Consider the following 23,184-nt stretch of genomic DNA (forward strand, 5'->3'; position numbering starts at 1 on the left):
TGTATTTTATTAACAGCTGAGATAGAAGTCTTTTTTTAAATATTAATAAAGCTTTATTATTCATATTGTTACTATGTTTTAAAAACTTGGCGCAAAACATGAATAGTAAAAGGCAAGACAATTAACGTAATTTTTTGAACGAGGAAGTAATTATGGGTGTTTTTTCAAGGTTCACAGATATCATTAATTCTAATATTAACAACTTATTAGACAAAGCAGAAGATCCTGCAAAAATGGTGCGCTTGATCATACAAGAAATGGAAGACACGCTAGTTGAAGTACGTTCTTCATCAGCAAAAACATTAGCAGATAAAAAAGAATTAGCACGTCAAGCCAATCGCTTTGAATCTGATGCCGCGCAATGGCAAGATAAAGCTGAGTTAGCGCTAAGTAAAGATCGTGAAGATTTAGCACGTGCAGCATTAATGGAAAAGAAAAAATGTCTTGAAAGTGCAGGGACTCTACGTGATGAACTAGAACACGTAGATGGCCATATAGCAAAACTTCAAGATGAAATATCGCAGTTACAAGATAAGTTAGCAGATGCAAAATCACGTCAAAAAGCAATTATTATGCGTGAAAAAACTGCTAGCTCTCGATTGAAAGTGAAAAAGAATATCGACAGTGATCGTGTTAATGATGCTTTAAGTCGTTTTGATCGCTATGAACGTAAAATTGATGATATCGAAGCACAAGTCGAGTCTTATGATATGGGCAGTAAGTCGTTAGCTGATGAAATTGCTGATTTAGCCTCTGATGAAAAAGTTGATGATGAATTAGCCGCATTAAAAGCTAAAATGAAATCAGAAGCTAAAAAGTAAATAATTAGCCGTTAACAACGCATGCCTGGAATTAGGTGCAAGTAAGGGGAAGTATTGTGGAAGAGATTATTGTCGCTCCAGTTATTATATTTATGATAGTCGTAGCACCTATCTGGTTGATTTTACACTATCGTAGTAAACGACAAATTAGTCAGGGCTTTAGTGAAGAAGAGTATATTCAGTTATCAGAGCTGTCTGAACTCGCTGATAAAATGGCTGATAGAATTAAAACTTTAGAAGCTATTTTGGATGCTGAAACGCCGGAGTGGAGAAATAAATTATGACCAGTAAAGGCCGAGGTGAGTTATATAGAAATACGAGCCAAGGAAAATTAGCCGGAGTTTGTGCAGGTATTGCCGATTACTTTGGCTGGGAAACTTGGCTGGTGCGTATATTGGTAGTTTCAGGTGTATTGTTAGGCATGGGATGGTTTATTGTTATCTATATTGCTGCATGGTTTATCTTGGATAAAAAATCTGGCAATGCGGCTAATATTCATCGTAATGGGCAACAAGCTAATAATGCTCAAGCACAAACGGCGCAGCAACGAACGGCAAAGCAACAGCGCTTTGATGAAGATATTACTAATGAATCGATTAAAGTGAAGTCAAGGGTTTGGCAAGCAGGAGAGCCACCAAAGCAAGCTTTTCATGACATTAGACGTAAATTTAAAACCTTAGAGCTAGAATTACAGGTTATTGAACGTTATGTAACATCGCCCGAGTTCACGGTTTCACGAGAAATAAATAAGTTATAAAAAAAGCGGTTAAGCCGCTTTTTTATTGGCAAAAATTTATCAGTAAGTCCGATAAAGTACTGTTATCAAAACTTAAAAACCGCTAGTATCAATGCTAATAATAGTATTGATACGCTGACTTTAGTCGACTACTTCCTAATGTGCTACACGTAGCGGACAGTGATTATCTTCAACGTATGTAAAATCCAAAATAGCACCCAACTATGGCATTTATTAATAAAGCTCGATTAAAAAAATTAAAACAAAAAGCTAGTGATCTCGTTAATCGCTCTATCGATCAACATATAACACTTGCTGTGACTGGTTTAAGTCGTAGTGGTAAAACAGCTTTCATTACCTCACTGGTTAATCAATTATTAAATGAAGGCAATAATTCACAATTAAGTTTTTTTAATGTTGTTCATGAGGGGCGTTATATTGCTGCGAAACGAGTGCCACAAAAGCACCTTCATATCCCGAGGTTTGAATATGATGGCGCGTTTTCAGCATTGTGTCAGTCACCGCCACAATGGCCAAAACCAACCAATGGTATTAGTGAACTACGTCTAGCTGTGCGTTATCAACCGAAAGACTCTTTGTTAAAATATGCCACGGGATCAGCAACGCTGTATATTGATATCACCGACTATCCTGGTGAGTGGTTGCTTGATTTACCGATGTTATCACTGACCTTTGAAGAATGGTCCAAACAAACCACAGCGTTACTTAGTCAAGCACCCAGAAATGCACATGCACAGACATTTCTCGATAAATTAGCCGACTTTGATCCTTTTGCCAGTGTCGACGAAAGCGTATTAGCGCAATTGTCAAAAGAGTACACCGAACTGTTACTGATTTTTCGCCATCAGCTAGGTTTATCAGTTATTCAACCGGGTCGTTTTATTTTACCCGGCGAGTTAGAAGATGCGCCAATATTACAGTTTTTTCCTTACAGCGGCTTTGATGAGATTGACAGCAATAACTACCAAAATGCCAAGGACGATTGTTATATTGGCATGTTACGAGCACGATTTATTGAATACAAAGAACGTGTTGTTCGTCGCTTTTACAAAGAGCACTTTATTAACTTTGATCGACAAATTGTCCTTGCCGAATGTTTAACGCCATTAAATAATGGCCCTGAGAGCTTTGCTGATTTACAAAATGCTATGGCGATGATCATGGAAAGCTTTCAATATGGACAATCGAGTATATTTTCTCGCTTATTTTCACCGAAAATTGATCGACTATTATTTGCTGCAACTAAGGCTGACCATGTTACACCTGAACAACATGGTAACTTGGTTTCACTGTTAAATAAGCTAGTTTTTCAAACTAAGCAACAATTAAGCTTTGATGCTATCAAGATGAAAACCATTGCTATTGCTTCCGTTAAAGCAACGCAAGTTGGTAAAAGCCAATACCAAGGGCGCACCATTCCTGTTATTAAAGGCCGACAATTAACTAATGATAAAATGATCACTTTATTTCCGGGTACCGTGCCTGCGAGTATTCCAGAGCTTGATTATTGGCAAAAGCAAGCATTTAACTATATCGCTTTTTCACCAATAAGCTCAGCCAATAAAGAAGAGTGTTTACCACACCTTCGCATGGATCAAATGTTACAGTTTTTGTTGGGAGATAAATTAAAATGATTGAGAATAAAGAGAAATATCAACAACAAATATTGTTTGATGCGGTTGATATTACTGACGAGGCTATCAAAGAAAATACCTCGCAAATTATTGTTAATGAGCAAGATTGGGTAAGTGATGAACAAATAGAACAAGTCGATGATAACTTAGTCATAGAAAGTAAGAAACCAAGTTGGCTTTGGCGTACGCTCGGTATTGTTTTTATCACTTTAGTTGGTGTTGAAACGGTACAATTCTTTATGAATGGTTTTAGCCAGTCACCAATAATTGCTAGTTTATATGCTATTTTATTGGCTGGTTTATCACTTGTTTGTGGGCGTAGTATTTGGCGCGAGTGGTCAGGGTTGAGACAATTTAAATCTCAGCAGAATCTTAAGCAACAAGCACAAAATATTATCAATGAAACTGAAACTGATGATGTTGATGCCGCGAGCCTCTGTGAAAAAATTTCTCAACGTTTACCGAGCGATCTAGCTGAGTTTGACCATGGTGCATGGCAAAACTTAAAGCTTGAGGAATACAATGATGTTGAAATTATGCAATTATATTCACGTAATGTGTTGTCTCAAGTTGATCAAAAAGCCCTAAAAGAAATAGCCAAGTTTTCCTCCGAATCAGTCGTTTTAGTCGCACTCAGTCCTATTGCTATTCTTGATATGCTGCTGATGCTGTGGCGAAATTTACGCTTAGTAAATAAAATAGCGGCTTTATATGGTTTAAAGCTAAGTTATTGGAGTCGGGTAAAGTTAATTAAGCAAGTTATTGTCAATATGGCTTATGCCGGCGCAAGTGAATTAGTAGCAGATTTAGGTGCAGATTTACTCGGTGCTGAGCTCTTAGGGAAATTGTCTACACGTATGGCACAAGGCCTAGGGGCAGGCATGCTAACGGCCAGATTAGGGCTAAAAGCTATGCATTTGTGTCGACCAATCCCTTTTGCTGATGATGCTCCTAGACTTGGTCATATACGCCAAAAAATAGTTAGTCAAGTACAACAGTTGATAAAGAAACCATAATATATCATTGAAAATAAACACTAATTTTTCATTTGTACATTTAGATGTAACACAAATTTTACACTCTTTTGTTCTGCTTGAAAAATAGCCACTTTGAAAGTCGTGCTTTTTCTACTGTTGTTGCCTTACTATTGAAGCACAACAGTTGTTCTAAATATCAAAATAACATTAAAAAAATTGATATTCACTAAGTAAGGTTAACATAATGGCGAAGGCGACTAAGTATGTTTCAAAAGTTGCAGATGAACAGGGTAATATTGCTTGGTCTGTAGCAGAAAACAAAATTTGGCAAGCATTAATTACCCGACAATTGTCAACGGTGCATGATACTGCATGTGACGAATTTATTGAAGGTTTAAGCAAGTTAAAGCTTCCGCAAGACCATATCCCTCAATTAGAAGAAGTTAGTATGGTATTGAGATCTACAACCGGTTGGAGCTGTGAACCTGTACCGGCACTGATTGGTTTTGGTGAGTTTTTTCGTTTGCTATCAGAGCGAAAGTTTCCGGTTGCGACATTTATCCGTTCGCAGGAAGAGTTTGATTATTTACAGGAGCCCGATATATTTCATGAAATATATGGTCACTGTCCATTATTGACTAATGAATCTTTCGCTAATTACACCCAAGCCTATGGCATGATGGGGTTAAATGCATCGAAAGAAGATCGCGTGTTCTTAGCACGCTTATACTGGTTTACTGTTGAGTTTGGTTTATTAAATACGCCCAAAGGCTTACGTGTATATGGCGGTGGTATCTTGTCTTCACCAAGTGAGACAGAATATGCGCTAAATGATAAAAATGTCGAAAGAAAGCCACTCGATGTTTTAGATGTTTTACGAACACAATATCGTATTGATATTATGCAACCTATTTACTTTATGCTTACCAAAGTCAGTGATCTTGATGATATACGAAAATTAGAAGTAGAAGATATTATGGCATTAGTAGAACAAGCAAAAGTAATGGGCTTACATCCAGCTAAATTTGAATTAAAAACAACCTCAAAAGCGAGTTAAAGGAATTTTTTATGAGCGGTGAATTATCCAATCAACAATGTGAAGCATGCCAAGTTGACGCACCTAAAGTGAGTGACGACGAGCTAGCAAGTCTTTTAGCGCAAATACCTGACTGGGTACCGGCAGTAAATAATGGCGTTATGATGCTAGAAAGGGTTTATAAGTTTAAAAATTATAAACTAGCTTGGGCGTTTGCAAATAAAGTTTCAGAATTAGCCGAAGAGGAGTTCCACCATCCAGCTATTTTATTAGAGTGGGGTAAAGTAAAAGTTACTTGGTGGACCCATGCTATCAAAGGGCTGCATAAAAATGACTTTATCTGTGCAGCAAAAACTGATCAGCTTCTGTAACGTTTGCTTACAACAATATCGACTAGCCTCCTATTACAGGGGGCTTTTTTTTTTGTTGTAAAAAATAGTTTACAATAGCATTACTAGGTTTTGTTGTTTGCTTGAGGTTAATAAATGCGTTTAGAAATTGGTTGTCACGACCGAGTTGGTATCGCACAAAGTGTTTTGGCAATATTTGTTGACCGCGACATTGATCTGCGCGGTATTGAATTGAAACAACCCGGAAAAATCTTTATAAATATACCAGACTTAGAATTTTCTGAGTTACAGGATTTTATGCCACAATTACGTTTAATTGACGGCGTTTTAGATGTAAAAACCACACCCTATATGCCGTCTGAGCGTGAGCGAAATGAATTTGAAACTTTAGTTAAAACTTTTCCTGATCCTTTTATTTCAGTTGATAGTAAAGGGCAAATACGTATGGTCAATAATGCTGCAGCGCAAATTATGTGTAATTCGCTTGAACATATTGTTGGCGAGAATGTTGGGCAGTGGCTAAAAGGCTTTAATTTTACTCGCTGGCTCGATGGAGAAGAAGTATTGGCGCAAACACGTCGCATTAAATTTCAAGAAGATGATTTTGTTGCTGATATAATTCCTATTCATGTTGCTGAAGGCAATGAAGCACAAGTACTGGCTGGTGCAGTATTGATATTAAAGTCGGAAGCGAGATTAGGCCAACAAATAAGTGCTTTTAAGAAAGCCAATGAAAATAACTTTACTGGTATTCAAGCGAACAGTAGCTCAATGCGTAAATTGATACGTGAAGCTAAGCGTATGGCTTTACTTGATTCTTCTATGTTGATTGTTGGAGAAACAGGTACCGGTAAAGAGCTATTGGCTCGAGCTTGTCATGCCGCGAGTGATCGAACTGATAAACCTTTTATGACGCTAAGTTGTGCAGCATTACCCGATGATGCTGCCGAAACTGAATTGTTTGGCTCAGGCACGGCCGGCGCAGTAAACAGCAAGCGTGGCATTTTTGAATCAGCTGATGGCGGCACGATATTTTTTGATGAAGTCGGTGAAATGTCGGCAAAATTACAGACCAAAGTTTTGCGTGTAATTCAAGATGGTACATTTAGGCGTATTGATGACGAGAAAGAAATTAAAGTTAATGTCCGTATTATTGGCTCGACCAATCGTGATTTACTTAGCATGGTCTCACTTGGTGAATTTCGAGAAGACTTATATTATCGTTTAAATGTCTTAGGCCTTAACATTCCTTCTTTGAGAGAACGGCGTGCAGATATTGTTCCTCTAGCGGAACTTTTTGTTGCTAAATTTGGTCAACGTATTGGTAAAACGCATATTTCTTTTGATAAAGAATGTCTTGAGTTTATTGAGCATTACCCTTGGCCGGGCAATGTTAGGCAACTTGAGAACGTTTTGATCAGAGCCGTGTCGTTAATTGAGGGTAATATCATCATGACTTCTCATTTACAATTACCCGCATATACGCGTGAGCATGGTTATTTAGAACAAGATTTTGAAGGTACTTTGGATGCGGCAGTGAAAAATTTTGAAGCAGATTTATTGCGTAAATTGTATCCAGCTTACCCGAGTACACGACAATTAGCCAAAAAGTTAGGCCTTAGCCATACGGCTATTGCCAACAAACTGCGTGACTACGATATTAATAAAAAAACCGTTAAAATTTAATACAGAGCAGGCTAATATGCTGATATTAGCCTTACGATAAAATGATTTGAGTATTAAAAATGAAATTATATGGTTATTGGCGTTCATCTGCGGCCTATAGGGTTAGAATCGTACTGCACTTAAAAGGTTTAGAATTTGAATCTATTCCGGTACATTTGGTTAAGAATGGTGGCGAGCAGCATGATGCTATGTATACCCAACTGAATCCAACACATTTAGTACCAACTTTTGTTGATGAAGATGTGGTGTTACATCAGTCAATTGCTATTATTGAGTATCTAGATGAGAAGTACCCTGTATCAGTACTTTATCCTGAAGATGTCGTTGTTAAAGCGAAAGTGAAAGCATTAGCACTTGATATTGCCTGTGAAATTCATCCGGTTAATAATTTGCGAGTGCAACAATATTTGGCTAAACATTTATCGGCACAAGAGAGTGATAAATTGGCTTGGAGCCATCATTGGATGAGGATAGGTTTCCACGCTATAGAACAGCAGTTAAAAGTAAACTCGGGTAAATACTGTTTTGGTGATAATATTACTATGGCTGATATTTGTTTAGTACCACAAGTTTATAATGCTTATCGATTTAATCTTGATATGAGCGAGTTCCCAAATATTTGTCGAGTGGCTGATAATTGTAATCAGCACGCAGCATTTATTGCAGCATTACCCGAAAATCAGGCAGATGCACAACATTAATATAAAATTTTTCTTAAGGTTAGTGTGTCAATACTTACCATTTGTTATGTCATTAACTACAAAAAATAAAGGTTATTATGTCAACTCAAAATGCTGAACAGAAACAAACACCTTGGGCTATTATTGCGATAATCATTGCCGCTATTATGGCATTTGTCGTCTATTACTATGTCATTGCTGAAGATGATAAAATAGATGTTCCGGCGATTTCAACCACGGTGACAGAGCCAGAACTTGTAGTTGAAGCTACACCTGAGATAATTGAGCCTGAAGTTCTAGATGAGCTGGTTATTGAAGACGTTGTTGAGCCCGAACCAGAGATTATATTACCGACCTTGGATGAAAGCGATAGCTGGTTTACGGCTAAACTGCCAGATTTAACCTGGCGTAAGGAGTTAGTCAAATTAATGGTAACTGACGATATGATTCGCCGCTTTGTAGTTTTTACTGATAACTTCAGTCAAGGCACTTTAGCTTATGAACACACGCCATTAGTTACGCCTAATGCAAAATTCACGGCAATAGAATCACAAGCTGATAATGGTGTTAAATGGCAGTGGGATGAAAGCAATACGCGTCGTTTTAGTCTTTATGTTGACTTATTGCGCTCGATGGATAGTGAAATGCTTATCCAATGGTACGTCGAGTTAAAACCATTAATTGATCAAGCTTATGCTGAATTAGGCTATCCCGATGATGACTTTACGGAAGTTTTGCATGGGGCAATAACGAAGGTTTTGGATATGGAAATCCCTAAAAATCAACCCGAATTAGAGCGACCTAGTGTTATGTATAAATATAAAGATGAATCTTTAGAATCTTTAGATGACGCAGAGAAACTTTTACTTAGGTTAGGCAAAGAAAACCTGCTTGTCATCAAGTCAGTGTTATTAGAGATTAATGAAAAGCTAGCTAAAGCGCGTTAACATTGAGCAAGAAATTGAAAATGCCAATGGTTCCAACAAGCGTTCCAAGACGAGATTATGGCGTCTTGGGACGCTTAGCGAGAAAAATGCTACTGCTCAATGGCTGGAAAATTTGTGGAGAGTTACCACCGCAAGATAAATTTATTCTGGCAGTTGCCCCGCATACTTCAAATTGGGATTTCTTTATCGGTATTGCTGCGATGTTTTCATTAAACCTCAAAGTATCTTTTTTTGGTAAGGCGAGTATTTTTCGTTGGCCAGTGAAAACATTATTAAAAGCAATTGGTGGCATTGCTGTTGATCGTAGTCACAGCCGTGGTGTTGTTGGCCAGATAGTCGAAAAATTTAAGCAAAGTGATGCATTCATTTTAGGCTTAGCACCAGAAGGTACTCGCAGCAAAACGGTTGAATGGAGAACGGGGTTTCTACATATAGCCAAACAAGCAAATGTACCTGTCATACCTGTGAGTTTTGATTTTATTAAAAAAGAAGTACGATTTCATCTAGCGGTCAGCATAACCGGGGAGATCGAGCAAGAATTAATTGACTTTAAGCAAGTGTTTTCTGAAGTTTGTGCAAAAAATCCCCAAGCAGTTTGATTTTAGCAACTAGCGCTTGCAACTGAGCAATTGATTAGCGATAATTCGCGCCGCGCTAAAGATATTCTTAAGCGCTACTATGGTGACCCTTTTGGTCCCTTCGCAATGATACTCTGTGAACTCGGCCAGATCCGGAAGGAAGCAACCGCAGCAGACGACTCATGTGCCGGAGTGTGGCTATTAGGGTCGCCACCCAATCTTAAAAGTCTATCTAATTGTTCAATATTATACTTCCTCAAAAACAGGCTTTAATATCGCATTACACTATTGGTGATTAAATTTTGACTTTTAGCGTTCACCGTTAAGTATTTATACATCGTTTTTGAATTTATGTTGCAATTATCTTCCGTCATTATCTTATACCAAGTCTATTAAGTTTGTTCCCACTCAGAGCTCCTGAAGGGTGATTTTAAAAGGCTTACAGGCCGCGTTATTGATTTCGACAAGGGAATAACCATTATCTTTAATCAATGCCTACTTACATGGATGTAGGTACTGATCTGAGGTTCAGTCTGGAACTGCGAACCTGTGTCGCTAAACCTTTTAAACTGCACTGAGTGGGAAGAAACTTAGTAGAATTGGTACTAAATTAAGTTGTTTGAGAATATCTTAATTGGCTTTACAAACATTTTCGCTAGCTAACTCAAAATATCAAGAAAGTTTATACCAACTTATTAGAATTGGTATTAGTTGCGAAATTTTTGATTTTTGTTGTAATTATTTATTGCGGGCAAGGTGCGCCTGCATCTATCCATAGACCTACCGCGCGGATAAAGTCTTGATGCTGGCCAGGGGCTTTCTCTCTTCCTGGGCCTGGAGACCAGCTCCATGCCACGAGCGGATCAAGTGTAACATGGTGCTGGTGAAATTCTTTTTTAAAGGTGACAAGATCATCTTTGCCACCTCGCTGGGCTAAGTGGCTACTATTGTGCGTGGGATCTAGCCATTTGTTACATAATTGCTGAGCGGTAATACCATTAGAAATAACCATATTTTTTTGTGGCATATGCCAAACAAAACCTGGCATTTCTGCTGTGATATTACCTGGCGGCATACCCTTTTTATCACCATTTTGGTGCTGATGGCAGGAGCTACAGTTGAGCGCAACACCCGGTACTTGCTTAAATGTTTCAGCATCTTTAAACAGTACGACATTATTGGCGATGGTAATATTCATTGGATGAGGGCGGCGTTGCTCGCCAACCGTTGGATAAAAACTGCCGTTTTTATCGACCTCGCCATGGCAATTTTGACAGCGAGGATGTATGGCAACTTGGTGTATATATTGAAATGCAGTATCGGCATTGGGTTGCTTAATAAACGCTTGATAAGGATCTTCGGCTGCAGCCGGTAATGATAGAGCACTTATCGCGAGTGTTAAAGCAGATATACCGACTTTACTTAGGCAGTTCATGCGCTAGCTCCTTGCTTAGGTTTTAACATGGCTTGTACACTTTTTGGCGTCATTGGCAGTGCTCTAAGTCTAATTCCCATGGCGTTAAAAATAGCATTACCAATGGCTGGCGCTACTACCGTAGTGCCTGGCTCACCAAGGCCGACTGGAAACTCGTCGCTTTTAATAAAGGAAATATCCATTTCAGGAACATCTTTCATACGTAAAGGAAAGTAGTTATGTAAATTGTTACTCGCAACTTGTCCGTGTTTAAATTCAGTACCTTCGTGCAGTGCTAAACTGACGCCCCAAAGTAATGAACCTTCCAGTTGTGCTAGTGCGCCATCAGGATGAACAACTACACCGCAATCAACCACACAAGTTAATTTTTTGACTGTGACTTTACCTGAGTCAGGATCGACTTCAATATGCGCAGCTAGTGCGACCCAAGTTGGCATAGAACGCTCTTGACCGAAGCTGAGCGCAATTCCGATGCCTTGATTTTTAGGTAACACTTGCGCGGTATCTACTTTTTCAGCTAATGTTGTTAAAACATTTTTTAAGCGTTTAGCACCTCCAACTGAGTGTGGTGCGCTGCCTGATTGTCGGCCTTGGGCATCAAGTAAAGCTAGGCGGAACTGGGTCGGATCCTGACCACTTTTATGAGCCAACTCATCCATAAATGACTCGACACTCCATTGGATCCAGCCGGGTCCTACTGATCTTAACCAACCCGGTACAAATGTTTTTTGCGCAAGGTCATTGTTATAAACTAACACTTTGTGATTAGGTAGTGAGTACCAGTGGTCTGAACCACTAGCGGAGAACATATCAATTTTCTTTTTGCCATCTTTGCTTGGTGCTAAAAAACCTGGTGCCATGGCTTTAGTTGGCCAGCCAGAGGTGAATCTGTGTTCAACGCTAACCAGTTTATTATTGTCATCAAATGTTGCGTTTAAATGGCTAACACTAGGTGAACGAGGTTGATCAAAATGTGAATCGTCTTCGCGAGTAAAAATCATTTTTACCGGTTTACCTATCGCTTTGGCCGCAAGTGCTGCTGGAATCATATAATCACCAAAGAGCCGTCTACCGAAGCCGCCGCCTAGATAATATTGATGAATAATAACTTTTGAACTATCGACCTCAAGGGCTTTAGCTACCTCAGGTAACGTTAGCGATTGCCATTGATTACCACTATGAATGTGCCAAACATCGTCTTTAAATTCTACCACGGCATTAACCGGTTCAAGCTGAAAGTGCATCGCTGTCGATGTTGTGTAAGTGGCATTAATTTGGCTAGCAGCACTTTTTTGTGCCTTAGTGGTATTGCCAACATCAACCAGCAATGCACCGGCATCAGGATCAGATATCAGCGCTTGTCCGTGCTGCTGAATGTTCGCTTCAGAAATACTCAAGGCATCATTGTTGAAATAGCTGACCTTTATCTGTTCTGCTGCTTGTATTGCCACCGGGTAACTGTCAGCAAAAACCACTACCCAGCCTTCAAGCCAGCCACTTGGGTCGGATAGCTCTTTATAACCTTGGTAACCTTTTATTTTTTTTGCCGCGCTTTCGTCAACGCCTTTAACCTTATTACCATATCTCGTTGGGGGAACTACTGGCCGAGCGTAAAGCATACCCGGAACTTCCACATCGATACCATAAACGGCGCTGCCATTGACTTTAGCGGGTATATCGAGTGCTTGACTCGGTTTACCGATAATCGTGTGGTGCTTGCGTGATTTAATGGCGAGGTTTTTAAGTTCATCAACAGGAATGGTTTTACTGAATTGTTGGCTTTTAATTAAGTCAGCAAAGCTGACTCGTTGCTCGCCACAAATGACAAAGCCATTGTCTGTACGACAGTTTTTTATTGGCTTGTTCAAGACTTTGGCGCCAGCCTCAATTAAAATTGCTCTGCCTGCGGCACCAGCACGTGATAACGGTTCATAGCTTTGGAACACCGACCAAGAGCCGCCGGTTACCATCATGCCCCACTTAGGGTCAGTATCAACGTGTTCAATAATGACATCGTTCCAATTGGCACCTAATTCTTCAGCCACTATTTTAGCTAATGCAGTACCGACATGCTGACCCATTTCAGCGCGCGCAATATTAACTTTAATCACACCATGTTGATCTATTTCGTACCAAAGCGTTGGCGAAAAGTTATGCTCAGCAAGCATTTTGTTGACTGATATTTTTTGCGCTAGCAGCGTAGGTGCAAAAGCAACAACAAATGCTGCTCCAACTGAACCAATAAGCAGATTGCGTCGTGACAGATCTATCTTGTCATTGCTGTTATCTGAGATGCTCATGATTGCACCTTCTGTTCAGTGGCAGTGAAAATATTAACCCCTGCATTGGCGACTGTTGATGTATCTTTTGCTGCGCGTTTGATGGCTTTTTTAATGCGAAGATAAGCCATACAACGACATAAATTACCATTCATGTGGGTAACTATTTGCTCATCGCTAGGTGACGGATAATATTTAAGTAACGTAGCTGCTTGCATAATTTGTCCAGACTGGCAGTAACCGCATTGGGGTACTTGCTCTGCTATCCAAGCTTTTTGCAGCGGGTGGGAATTGTTAAGCCCTTCTATAGTGGTTATAGCTTTACCTTGCGCTTGCTTCAGTGGGAAATTACAAGAACGCACCGCTTGTTCGTCAATATGAATGGTACAGGCGCCACACATGGCGATACCACAGCCAAATTTAGTGCCTTTAAACCCTAATTCATCACGAATAATCCAAAGTAGTGGGGTATCTTCAGGGGAGTTGGATTCAACGTTTTTGCCGTTTAACGTAAACGTCACCATAGTACGGTCCTTTAATCGCGGAGGTCTATGGACAATACTAGACTATATTTTGTTATCTTTAGTTTTAATTTCACAAAGTTGACACTGAGTAGCTTAGCCATCATCGATTAACTTATTTGCTTAGCGGCTAATCATTATTATTTTGATTATATTTTTGCGGTGAATTAGCCGTATCGAGCAGAAATTCAATGGTGGTTAGCTGCTATTGACTAACCACCAGTTTAGATAATTTTGGCCTGTGAGTTATTTTAGATTATAAATACAACCAATTTAACAATAGTGACAGTGTTATCCACATTAATATAATTAGCGGAATACCAATGCGCATAAAGTCAGAAAACTTGTAGCCACCGGCATTCATCACTAATAAATTGGTTTTATAAGCCATAGGAGTGGCATAACTTAAATTAGCGCCAAACAATACCGCTAAAATAAATGGCTCAGGTGAAAGGTTTAACTGACTGGCAACTGAGATCGCAATTGGTGTACCGATAACAGCAGCAGCATTGTTAGAAACAATATTCGTTAAGATGGCTAATAACAGCATTAAAGCGGATAAAACACCTCCAGGAGGTAGCCCGTAGGATAATGCAACAAATACCTGTGCGATATATTCTGCGCCACCTGTTATCATCATTGCAGAGCCTAAGGCTAAAGATGCAGCAACTATTAAGATAACTTGAGTACTCAATGCTGAGGATGCTTCTTGCCAATCTAAACATTTAGTCAGTAATAATATTAATACCCCACAGATTGAGCTAATTTCAATCGGTACAATACCGAGTGCTGACGTTACAACTACCGCAAGTAAAGTGCCCAAGGCTAATGGTGCTTTTTTTGTTTGCGGTAAAGCTTCAGCACCATCAATGATCAACAGACCGGGTTTTAATTTAAGTAAATCTATTTGTTCTGACTCACCTTGCACTAGCAAGACATCGCCGATTAGTAAACGGGTTTTTCCTATACCGCTGCGACCAATCTCCATTGCTTTACCTGCCCGGTGTAATGCCACGACAGAAATAGCATGTTTATTGATGAAATTTGCCTGTTGTAGTGTTTTGCCTTCAATGCCTGAGCCGGCAATAATGACGATCTCTGCTAGTGTTTGTTTTTCAGCTTTTAACGGGTGTTCGTCACTTACTTTATGCAAACCAGAAAACAAAGTAGCTCCTAATACGGTTTCATATTCTTTTAGCTTGTCTGGATAATCATGAACTTTCAACCTATCACCCTCGACAAGTACAGTATCAGGTAAGGGCATAATACTGCGATAATCAGGTCCTCGTTGTATGCCTTCTATTTTTAACTGGCCATCGGTTAAGGCGATTACTTCAGTAATAGTTTTGTCGTTAACCGTACTTTCTTCGTTAATATTGAGGTAAGCACTGAATAAACGTGGCGAAGTGTCAGGCATTGAAGATGTTCTACTGGGTAAAAGTTTTGGTGCAATAAGCCATAAGTAGAGCGCCGCAACAACAGCTGCGATAAGTGCTGGCTGAGCAAAGTCAAATAAGCCAAACTCAGCGGCGCCCATATTTTTTGCAATACTTACCACTAATAAATTTGTCGAAGTGCCTATTGTCGTAGCCATTCCGCCGACTAAAGTGGCTAGTCCCATCGGCAGTAACATTGGAGATGAGTCTGTTTTAGTGCGTAATGAAACACTGATTAAAATAGGCAGCAATAACACAACAACAGGTGTATTGTTGATGAAAGCACTTAACGCCCCAGCAAGTACTAAGGTTATTAATAAAGATAGAGTCGGACTTATTTTCCATAATTTAGCTAAGTATCGACCAATAGGCTCTAGAGCTCCTGTACGTACAATACCATGGCCAATGATCATTAATGAACAAACCGTTACTAAGGCTTCATGTCCAAAGCCAAAAAATAAGGAACTTGCCTCAAAGTGCACACCTTCCTTGTAAAATGGGAATAAGGCAAACATTAAGCAAAGTATTGCTATGACAGCTAATGAAGAGGTTTCTAAGGGGGTATCTTCTCTGCGGAATAAATACAACGCTAGCACGGTAATTAATAACACCGCTAAGGCGTGATAGTTCGGGAGTTCGGGAATATTCAAATGGCAATACCAAGTTAATTGAGTTATTGAGCCTCAAATATTATAAGTCACTATAACTCGATTGTTTACTTTTAGAACAATTCAACTTCAAGCTTATATTATAAATATTAGCTTGAAGGTGGCCATTCATATTGGCAGAGTAAACAAGGTCAATTGATCGTGAGAGTTTATAGCCTTGAACAAAATATACTTAATCAGGCTGCTAGCTATGCTCTTTCATGAACTCTAAAGCTTTTGCTACCGCGACCTTGACATTGTTTTCCATTTCAAAACGTTCGGATGCAGGTAAGTAAAAGGCCATGTCAACTTCATGACGGATATAGCGTGTAGGTAATTGGTTTAATACTACGCAAACCAAATCAGCAATAAATTCAGCATCATACTTATCTTCTAATTTTAATGCGGTAAAATGCTGAGAAACTAATTTTTCATAGTAGTTGTGAATATCATCAGAAATTTTCATGTATACAATCCTCTTATCATAGCTATGTCGTTAAGCGTAATGCTAGTGCAATGAAAACACCAACCTTTTTTATTTGTTAATACTAATTCTACTAAGTTCTTGGGTGGGAACAAACTTAATAGACTTGGTATAAGTTCTTTTTATAAAAAAAATTAGCTTGAAGGAAGAGATTGATCAAAATTTTTCAGCTTGTGCTATTTCTCGCTCAAGTTTAGAAATTGCTTGGCGACAACGGCCAAGTCGCTGATGAAGTACTAGTACTTCTTCTAAGAGCTGCTTACTTCGTTTGACGTTTGCATGTTGTCGTTCTAATTCACGGGCTTGGACCATTTCGAGCAATCGGCGTTCAAATTCAAAAGTTTCATTGAGTTTTTTATGTAAATTATGACTTGATTGCATAACGGCTTGCGCTGCTTTCTTATAGCGTCGAGCTTTTATTGCCTCAAGTCGCTGCGCGGGTTCTTTATGTAACTCGCTATTGGCATTTAACGCGTTACGCAAAGCAGATATTTGCTGTTCTATTAACAAGAGGCGACTATGGGCAAGCATATTTTTATTGGCGGAAAGTAACCTTGATAATTCATTGGTTTTATTTTTAACTTCTGCAATATAAGGTTGAAACAAGTCACTGTGAGTGAGAAATAACGCTTCAGAAAAAATATCATTTTCTTGAATGATTTTATGAGATTTAGAATGCTTATTATGTTGATCAACCAGTATAGCTTGTTGGTTAAGCTGTTCAATAATAGCCTGGATTTTATTAATTGCACTATGCATAAATAATCTCTATTAGCTTAGCCAAGCTTGATAACCTAAGTTAAGTGACATGATAATTACCACGGTGATAAAAACTGGTCGAATAAATTTCCCGCCAAATTTAATCGCCCAGTGTGCACCTACCCAAGCACCTAGCATAATAAATATTCCCATAGAAATACCTAAAATAAAGTTTACGTGACCTAGATAGATAAAGGTTAATAAGCTGAAAAAGTTACTGACAAAATTGGTCGAACGGGCTAAGCCAGAACTTAATAAAATATCTATTTTATAGAGTACATTTGAAGAACTTACCCAAAATGCACCTGTGCCAGGACCTGCGATACCATCATAAAAGCCGAGAATTAAGCCCTGAATGATCTGTTTAGTCTTTATATAGGTCGTTTTTAGCGGAAGACCTTGCACCTTGTTAATTTTTGAACGAGAAAATAGCGTATATACTGCCGTCAACAGAACTAATACAGGGATGTATTTATCTAAAAACTCAACGGAGAGAAAGTTAACAATTACAGTGCCCGAGATAGCGCCGATAGCGGTAGCAATAATCGCAAGTTTCCAATATTTTGGATCGAAAAGTTTTTTTCTATAAAAAGTAATAGATGCCGTTAATGAACCAAAAGATGCTGCAAGTTTATTAGTGCCTAAAGCAACATGAGGTGGTAAACCAGAAGTCAACAATGTTGGAACTGTCAGCATGCCGCCGCCACCAGCAATAGCGTCAATTAGTCCAGCAATAAATCCGACACTGCATAAAGTTATCCATAAACTGAGGTCTAGGACGGGATCAATAACCATAGAGTTTTTGCCTTTAAAATTAGACGGCTATTATATCATAGGCAATCCTTAATCTTGTCGACATTTATTCCTCTGGTTCGTTGATTTTTAACAATTGGATTGAATCTGAGTATCAATATAAATACTTGAATAGACTTAACTTTACAAGGCGTTAGGTAAGGTGTTGTTTTTAAAAGGTGATTTTTTATTTGTTCTTCGATAAAAGGAGTTGCAAAGGAGGATAGTTTTTTTTGCTGTATCAAAGAACTTAATCATCTGAAGTACAGATAAAGTCGGCTCTAAAAATATAATTGTTGACCTAGCTGTTTGCATATAAATAAGCAAATAAAACCCTATCCATGCAACTATTAGTACAATATTTTAACAGTAATATATTGAGTATCTCAACATACTACTGTGCTAACTATCATGATACTTAATACTTAATACTTAATACTTAAATGCAAGATTTTCTTTAATCCCGTTTATGGTTTTTTTTGAGGGATATAAAATAACTCATTCTATGGGGGGGGGCCTTAGTTACATTTAATTCTGTATATTAAGTGTTGCGTGATATTTCGAATATGACAAATTAACTGCTCTAGTGCGCTTGAAAAACATCAGTTGATCGCTTGGTTACAAAATAAGTATTCAAAAATAATGAAAACTGTTTCATTTTGTTTACGCTAAAAAAGTGGTTTTTAAGTTGTTGTTTTTATAGTTTTTTGTACGTTGTAGATATTTTTCGTTTTATTAAAAAATAGGTGTTTATTGAATAGCGTCTAATTTTATCAAACACTAATAGTGTTAAGTTATTGTTTTTATTTGGTTAATTATTGCTATGTATTGAGGGGGTGTTGGATTGTAACTGTATTGTTATAAGCATGTTATGTAAAAATGTTGTTTACTTATCCTATTGTAATTAATCGTTCTTGTCCTGCTTTGGTATTGCGTTTAAGCATTAACTGTGAATAATGTAATTAGAACGTAACTATTCGTGTTGACCAAATAACAAGATTAGGTTTAATATCTTGACCTACAGTTTGGGTCTATGATCAAAATTATTAACAACAAGGCAATATAGTCTTGAATTTAAACACTAGTATCACGAAAGTGGTCCAGGGAGTAAAATATGTATAGTAATAGCAAAGTAGCTAAGGCAGTGCGCATCGCGATGATGGTTGGCGCAGGTGCAACAGCAACAATTTCAACACAAGCATTTTCAGCTGAAGATGGTGCAGAGTCAGTCGAACGCATTGAAGTAACAGGTTCGCGTATTAAGCGTGCGGATATGGAAACAGCTAGCCCTGTAACTATTATCGATGCCGCAGCAATTTTGGCAACCGGTGCTACATCAATTGATGGCGTTTTACAGAGTATTACGGCTGCTGGCGGCGCAATGACTAACCCAGGTATTAACAATGGCTCAGGTGGTAATGCTCGTGTTAACTTACGTGGTTTAGGTTCTGCACGTACATTGGTACTTGTAAATGGTCGCAGAATGATTGCTTCAGGTACTGGTGCTGCAGCTTCTGTTGATTTAAACACAATTCCTGTTTCGATGATTCAACGTATTGAAATTTTAAAAGATGGTGCCTCTGCTGTTTACGGTACAGATGCTGTGTCTGGCGTTGTTAACGTTATTTTAAAGCGTGATTATGAAGGCTTTGAAATGAACGTACAAACAGGTATGTCAGGTGAGGGCGATGCGGAAGAGTCAAGTATTGATTTTACCTTAGGTGCCTCAAGCGACAAAGGTAATATTGTTATTGGCGTACAATACACAGACCGTGGTGAAGCAAGTCAAGCTGATCGTGATTTCTCTAACTGTCCTATTGATGAATCAGCAGGCGGCGCTGAAATATTTTGTGCGGGTAGCTCATACTCTGAAGGTGGACATGTTTGGGGTAATGCTAACCACGGTATTGTGAAGTCAGGTGTAGATGACGAGGGTAACGCAATTTACGCTGTTGGTGATAGTGGTCAATACGGTCATTATGTTGCGAAAACCGGCGATGATGGAGTTGTAAAACCGGCATTTGAGTATTTTAAAGATGCGGCGGGTAATGATACGACTGAAGCAGACTTAAGTGGTCTTGGTAGCGAGTACCATGATTTTACTAACGATGATAAGTATAACTACTCAAAAGATAGCTACTTATTTACACCAATGCAGCGTTTAAACCTGACAGTTAACGGTACTTATGAGCTTTCTGATGATCTAACTTTTTTCTCAGAAGCAATGTACACCAAGCGCTGGTCTGAGCAGCAAATGGCACCACAACCAATTTGGAACAGTGAAGCTTGGGTCTATGATTCAAGTTGGATGAACCCTGCTCTACTTGCCAATGGCGTACAAGATGGTGAGGCGTTAGACTATGGTCGTCGTATGACAGACTCTGGTACACGTGACTTTTCACAAGTAGTGGATACTGTGCGTATCGTAGTTGGTTTAGAAGGTGAGTTTGACAATGGTTACACTTGGGATATGTCATATAACAAAGGTCGTAACGACTCTGTAGACACACTTTCAAACTTACATAATATTGGTTCAATCAATGATGCGGTACAAAATAAGCAATTTGACCCATTCACTCAAACATCTTGGCAAGGAGATTCAATTTCACCTTACGTTTATACTGAATTAAATGCTGGTGGTAGTGAAATGGATATTTTTGCTGCTTCTATATCGGGTGAGCTAATGGAAGTTCCTGCCGGTGTTGTCGGCTTTGCTGCTGGTTATGAGCATCGTTTAGAGTCAGCTTACTACACACCTGATTCTTTGACTGCACAAGGTTTGGCGAATGATCCTCGTGTCGAGGCGACATCTGGTTCGTTTAATGTCAATGAAGCATATGTTGAATTTGCTATTCCATTATTAAGTGACATGGACTTTGCAGAACATGTCGAATTAAGTGCAGCAATGCGTTATTTTGATTACAGCACGTTTGGCGATGACACTACTTGGAAGCTAGGCTTAACTTGGAAAATCAATGAACAAGTTATGCTTCGTGGTGTAGCTTCTACAGCATTCAGAGCTCCTACAGTAGATGAATTATATGGTGGTGAGTCTCCATCATTTGAACAAATTACGCATCCAGCATCTACACAAACTCAAGCAGAAGTTACTGTTGGTGGTAATGCATTATTGACACCAGAAGAAGCTGATATTATGACCTTAGGTGTTGTACTAGAACCTGACTTTATGCCTGGTTTGTCTTTGACGTTAGATTATTATGACATTGAATTAACAAATGCTATTGGTTCAGTCGATGACAACTATATTGCTAACCTTTGTTTAGATGCTGATGGCAATACACAAAACAACGGCTCTGCTGTATGTCAATCTGCTAGTATCTCAATGGATGGTACTGGAAGAATTAAATTCAACAATGGCTTGCAAAATATTGGCGGTCAAAAAACGTCAGGTTACGATATTAATGCAACTTACGTTTTTGAAAGTGCTGGTTTAGATTGGCGAGTAAGCTTAGATACAACAATTTTAGATAATTTTGAAGAGTCTGATCAAGATGGAACTATTATTGATTATACTGGCTTTGTTACTTCAGGTAGTGGCGCTTATGCTGATATCAAGTCTAATTTAACTTTAAATGTTAAAGGTGATAGCTGGCAAGCAACTTATGAAGGTCGTTATATTTCAGGTATGGACTCATTATCATGTAAAGATGATCCATCAAGTTGTTATGCACCTACTGTAGGTTCAGTGGTGTACCATGACTTGTCAGGTGCATACTTCTTAAATGAAAATGTTACTTTGTCAGCAGGTGTGAATAATTTGTTAGATAAACAACCACCTTACTACACTGGTAATAATGATGCGAATACTGACCCGTATACATATGATGTTTTAGGTCGTTACTTCTTTGTAAAAGCTAACGTTAAGTTTTAATTTCAGCTAATCTTAGATATAAACGTAGTTAAGGAATTAATACTATAGTAGTAATTTTCTAGTGTTACTTTCTAATTAATTGATAAAGGCTTCTGAATTTATTCAGAAGCCTTTATTTTTTGCAATCCTCTATTCTAAGTAAAAATGATGATTTTTTTAAAAATTAAGAATCTCATAAAACTAACCACTAACAGAACAAAAAAACTTATCCCATCGTATTATAAATAGACACTCTAGCCCAAGTGATCGAGATGGATTAATTTACAGAAAAGTATGGAATTAATACAACATAACGGGGGCTACTGTGCTTATTTTGGTATGTAAACTAAACATAATCGATATGATTGATATTATGAAGTATTAAATTTTTAAATCAAAGGTTTATCTATGTTCAAGCTTCACTAAAAAAGCACTAACATATACCATTAAGGCGTTAGAAGATCGTTGACGAAGAGTGAACGTTAATTTCTGGTTTTTGAGACGATTATTTATGTCACCGATAATCAATGACAATGCACATTTAAAAGCAAAGCCAAGAAAGTTGTCAAATAGCAATGGATAGATTGTTTGTCACTTAGGCTTGCACTTTTATTGGTATATTTCGTCAGCCTATTTAAAAGCAATGTATGACTCAGATTGAATGTCTATTGCAGCCTATGTAGGCATGTGAGCTTAAGTACTTAATACCTTGGTAGCAAGTATTGATGGGGCAACTGTGCAGTGTTTATCGTTATACATGCTTCAAGACTTTGAGGCCTTTATAAGCAGCCATAACGACATAATAACGAAATTTTCAACTTCTATTGTTTTGAATAGTTATGTACTACATCAATAGTTATGTACTACATCAATAGTCATAAATAGTAAGATTATAGCTTGATATTATTTTAACGAAATTAATTTGCATTAATTTTATAACGTGATCATCAATTAAATAAAAAGTGACTAGAAAGGTAGTTTTAGTAGGGCTATATCAATTAGCCATAATTTAATCTCAATGGTTAAATCATCAAAGTTTAATCTTATTCGCTGCTTTAGTTTGAAGCTTAGAAATGCCTATTGCATTACTACATGGTGACATTATTAAGCATAATAGGCCGAAACTGCACTTATAATGTACTCATAAATCTTATTGTTTTGTTATAAAGTTCAATTGGTGATAAATAATTTGTTGCTTATTGGGGGAAAGTTCGTGTTTTTTTAAACAAATATGGCAATAATTACTTTGTTTAAGTATCTGAGAAATTTGAGTGATGATGTAAAATTGATTAACTACTGCTTAATTCTTCATCTAATTTACAATATAGCCTCGCAATTAGACAATTAAAATTGACTTACTACGAAAGAGTTAGTAAAACATAGATAGCATATATTGTTACTATTAAAAGGAGTGTTTGTAATAACGAAGATTAGCGATAATGTTTTTTAATTAATTAACTAAATATTATTTTCAATTCTCGTTGCAAATAAGGT

Annotated in this window: 19 protein-coding genes and 1 other RNA gene; 13 read left to right on the forward strand and 7 right to left on the reverse strand. The window is 38.1% G+C overall.

The window, feature by feature from the left end; translation table 11 throughout:
- Positions 1-152: 152 nt before the first annotated feature.
- The 12 genes from pspA to ffs all read left to right on the forward strand — a co-directional run bounded on the left by pspA (position 153) and on the right by ffs (position 9,673).
- Positions 153-821: a phage shock protein PspA gene (gene pspA, locus FGD67_RS16895; protein WP_257172239.1), complete on the forward strand. Its 669-nt coding sequence runs from the start codon at positions 153-155 to the stop codon at positions 819-821.
- A gap of 56 nt (positions 822-877) precedes the next feature.
- Positions 878-1,105 (forward strand): envelope stress response membrane protein PspB, encoded by a 228-nt coding sequence (pspB, locus tag FGD67_RS16900; protein ID WP_257172240.1) that lies wholly within the window; start codon positions 878-880, stop codon positions 1,103-1,105.
- Positions 1,102-1,578: a PspC domain-containing protein gene (locus tag FGD67_RS16905; protein ID WP_257172241.1), complete on the forward strand. Its 477-nt coding sequence runs from the start codon at positions 1,102-1,104 to the stop codon at positions 1,576-1,578. Before pspB ends, FGD67_RS16905 begins: the two co-directional genes overlap by 4 nt.
- Before the next feature lie 203 nt (positions 1,579-1,781).
- On the forward strand, positions 1,782-3,212 hold the full coding sequence (locus tag FGD67_RS16910) for a YcjX family protein (protein ID WP_257172242.1): 1,431 nt from the start codon (positions 1,782-1,784) through the stop codon (positions 3,210-3,212).
- On the forward strand, positions 3,209-4,228 hold the full coding sequence (locus FGD67_RS16915; protein WP_257172243.1) for a YcjF family protein: 1,020 nt from the start codon (positions 3,209-3,211) through the stop codon (positions 4,226-4,228). The genes FGD67_RS16910 and FGD67_RS16915 overlap by 4 nt, the downstream gene beginning before the upstream one ends.
- Before the next feature lie 205 nt (positions 4,229-4,433).
- Positions 4,434-5,246, forward strand: a complete 813-nt coding sequence (gene phhA, locus FGD67_RS16920) for a phenylalanine 4-monooxygenase (RefSeq protein ID WP_257172244.1) — start codon at positions 4,434-4,436, stop codon at positions 5,244-5,246.
- 11 nt (positions 5,247-5,257) lie between these two features.
- Entirely contained in the window at positions 5,258-5,596 is a 339-nt protein-coding gene (locus FGD67_RS16925; protein ID WP_077285357.1) for a 4a-hydroxytetrahydrobiopterin dehydratase, read from the forward strand.
- A gap of 114 nt (positions 5,597-5,710) precedes the next feature.
- Positions 5,711-7,261 (forward strand): transcriptional regulator TyrR, encoded by a 1,551-nt coding sequence (gene tyrR, locus FGD67_RS16930; RefSeq protein WP_257172245.1) that lies wholly within the window; start codon positions 5,711-5,713, stop codon positions 7,259-7,261.
- Positions 7,262-7,320: 59 nt separating this feature from the next.
- A complete protein-coding gene (gene maiA, locus FGD67_RS16935; protein WP_257172246.1) occupies positions 7,321-7,962 on the forward strand; it encodes a maleylacetoacetate isomerase in 642 nt (213 codons plus the stop codon).
- Between the two features lie 77 nt (positions 7,963-8,039).
- Entirely contained in the window at positions 8,040-8,888 is an 849-nt protein-coding gene (locus FGD67_RS16940; RefSeq protein WP_257172247.1) for a DUF3014 domain-containing protein, read from the forward strand.
- A gap of 20 nt (positions 8,889-8,908) precedes the next feature.
- Positions 8,909-9,487, forward strand: coding sequence for a 1-acyl-sn-glycerol-3-phosphate acyltransferase (locus tag FGD67_RS16945; protein WP_257172248.1), 579 nt, complete (start codon positions 8,909-8,911; stop codon positions 9,485-9,487).
- 89 nt (positions 9,488-9,576) lie between these two features.
- An RNA gene (gene ffs, locus FGD67_RS16950) (signal recognition particle sRNA small type) lies at positions 9,577-9,673 on the forward strand.
- A gap of 535 nt (positions 9,674-10,208) precedes the next feature.
- Here the strand turns inward: ffs and FGD67_RS16955 are convergent.
- The 7 genes from FGD67_RS16955 to FGD67_RS16985 all read right to left on the reverse strand — a co-directional run bounded on the left by FGD67_RS16955 (position 10,209) and on the right by FGD67_RS16985 (position 17,822).
- Entirely contained in the window at positions 10,209-10,901 is a 693-nt protein-coding gene (locus tag FGD67_RS16955; protein ID WP_257172249.1) for a hypothetical protein, read from the reverse strand.
- Positions 10,898-13,201 (reverse strand): xanthine dehydrogenase family protein molybdopterin-binding subunit, encoded by a 2,304-nt coding sequence (locus FGD67_RS16960; protein WP_257172250.1) that lies wholly within the window; start codon positions 13,199-13,201, stop codon positions 10,898-10,900. Before FGD67_RS16960 ends, FGD67_RS16955 begins: the two co-directional genes overlap by 4 nt.
- Positions 13,198-13,704, reverse strand: coding sequence for a (2Fe-2S)-binding protein (locus FGD67_RS16965; protein ID WP_257172251.1), 507 nt, complete (start codon positions 13,702-13,704; stop codon positions 13,198-13,200). The genes FGD67_RS16960 and FGD67_RS16965 overlap by 4 nt, the downstream gene beginning before the upstream one ends.
- A gap of 253 nt (positions 13,705-13,957) precedes the next feature.
- Entirely contained in the window at positions 13,958-15,787 is a 1,830-nt protein-coding gene (locus FGD67_RS16970) for an SLC13 family permease (RefSeq protein WP_257172252.1), read from the reverse strand.
- A 202-nt stretch (positions 15,788-15,989) separates the two neighbouring features.
- On the reverse strand, positions 15,990-16,250 hold the full coding sequence (locus FGD67_RS16975) for a late competence development ComFB family protein (RefSeq protein WP_257172253.1): 261 nt from the start codon (positions 16,248-16,250) through the stop codon (positions 15,990-15,992).
- A 174-nt stretch (positions 16,251-16,424) separates the two neighbouring features.
- Complete coding sequence (locus FGD67_RS16980; protein ID WP_257172254.1) at positions 16,425-17,027, reverse strand: primosomal replication protein; 603 nt, start codon at positions 17,025-17,027, stop codon at positions 16,425-16,427.
- Between the two features lie 12 nt (positions 17,028-17,039).
- Positions 17,040-17,822, reverse strand: coding sequence for a TSUP family transporter (locus FGD67_RS16985; protein WP_257172255.1), 783 nt, complete (start codon positions 17,820-17,822; stop codon positions 17,040-17,042).
- 1,111 nt (positions 17,823-18,933) lie between these two features.
- Between FGD67_RS16985 and FGD67_RS16990 the strand changes: the two genes are divergently transcribed.
- On the forward strand, positions 18,934-21,711 hold the full coding sequence (locus FGD67_RS16990; RefSeq protein ID WP_257172256.1) for a TonB-dependent receptor: 2,778 nt from the start codon (positions 18,934-18,936) through the stop codon (positions 21,709-21,711).
- The last annotated feature ends 1,473 nt before the right edge of the window (positions 21,712-23,184 follow it).

The organism is Colwellia sp. M166 (genome assembly GCF_024585285.1).
Taxonomy (GTDB): domain Bacteria; phylum Pseudomonadota; class Gammaproteobacteria; order Enterobacterales; family Alteromonadaceae; genus Cognaticolwellia.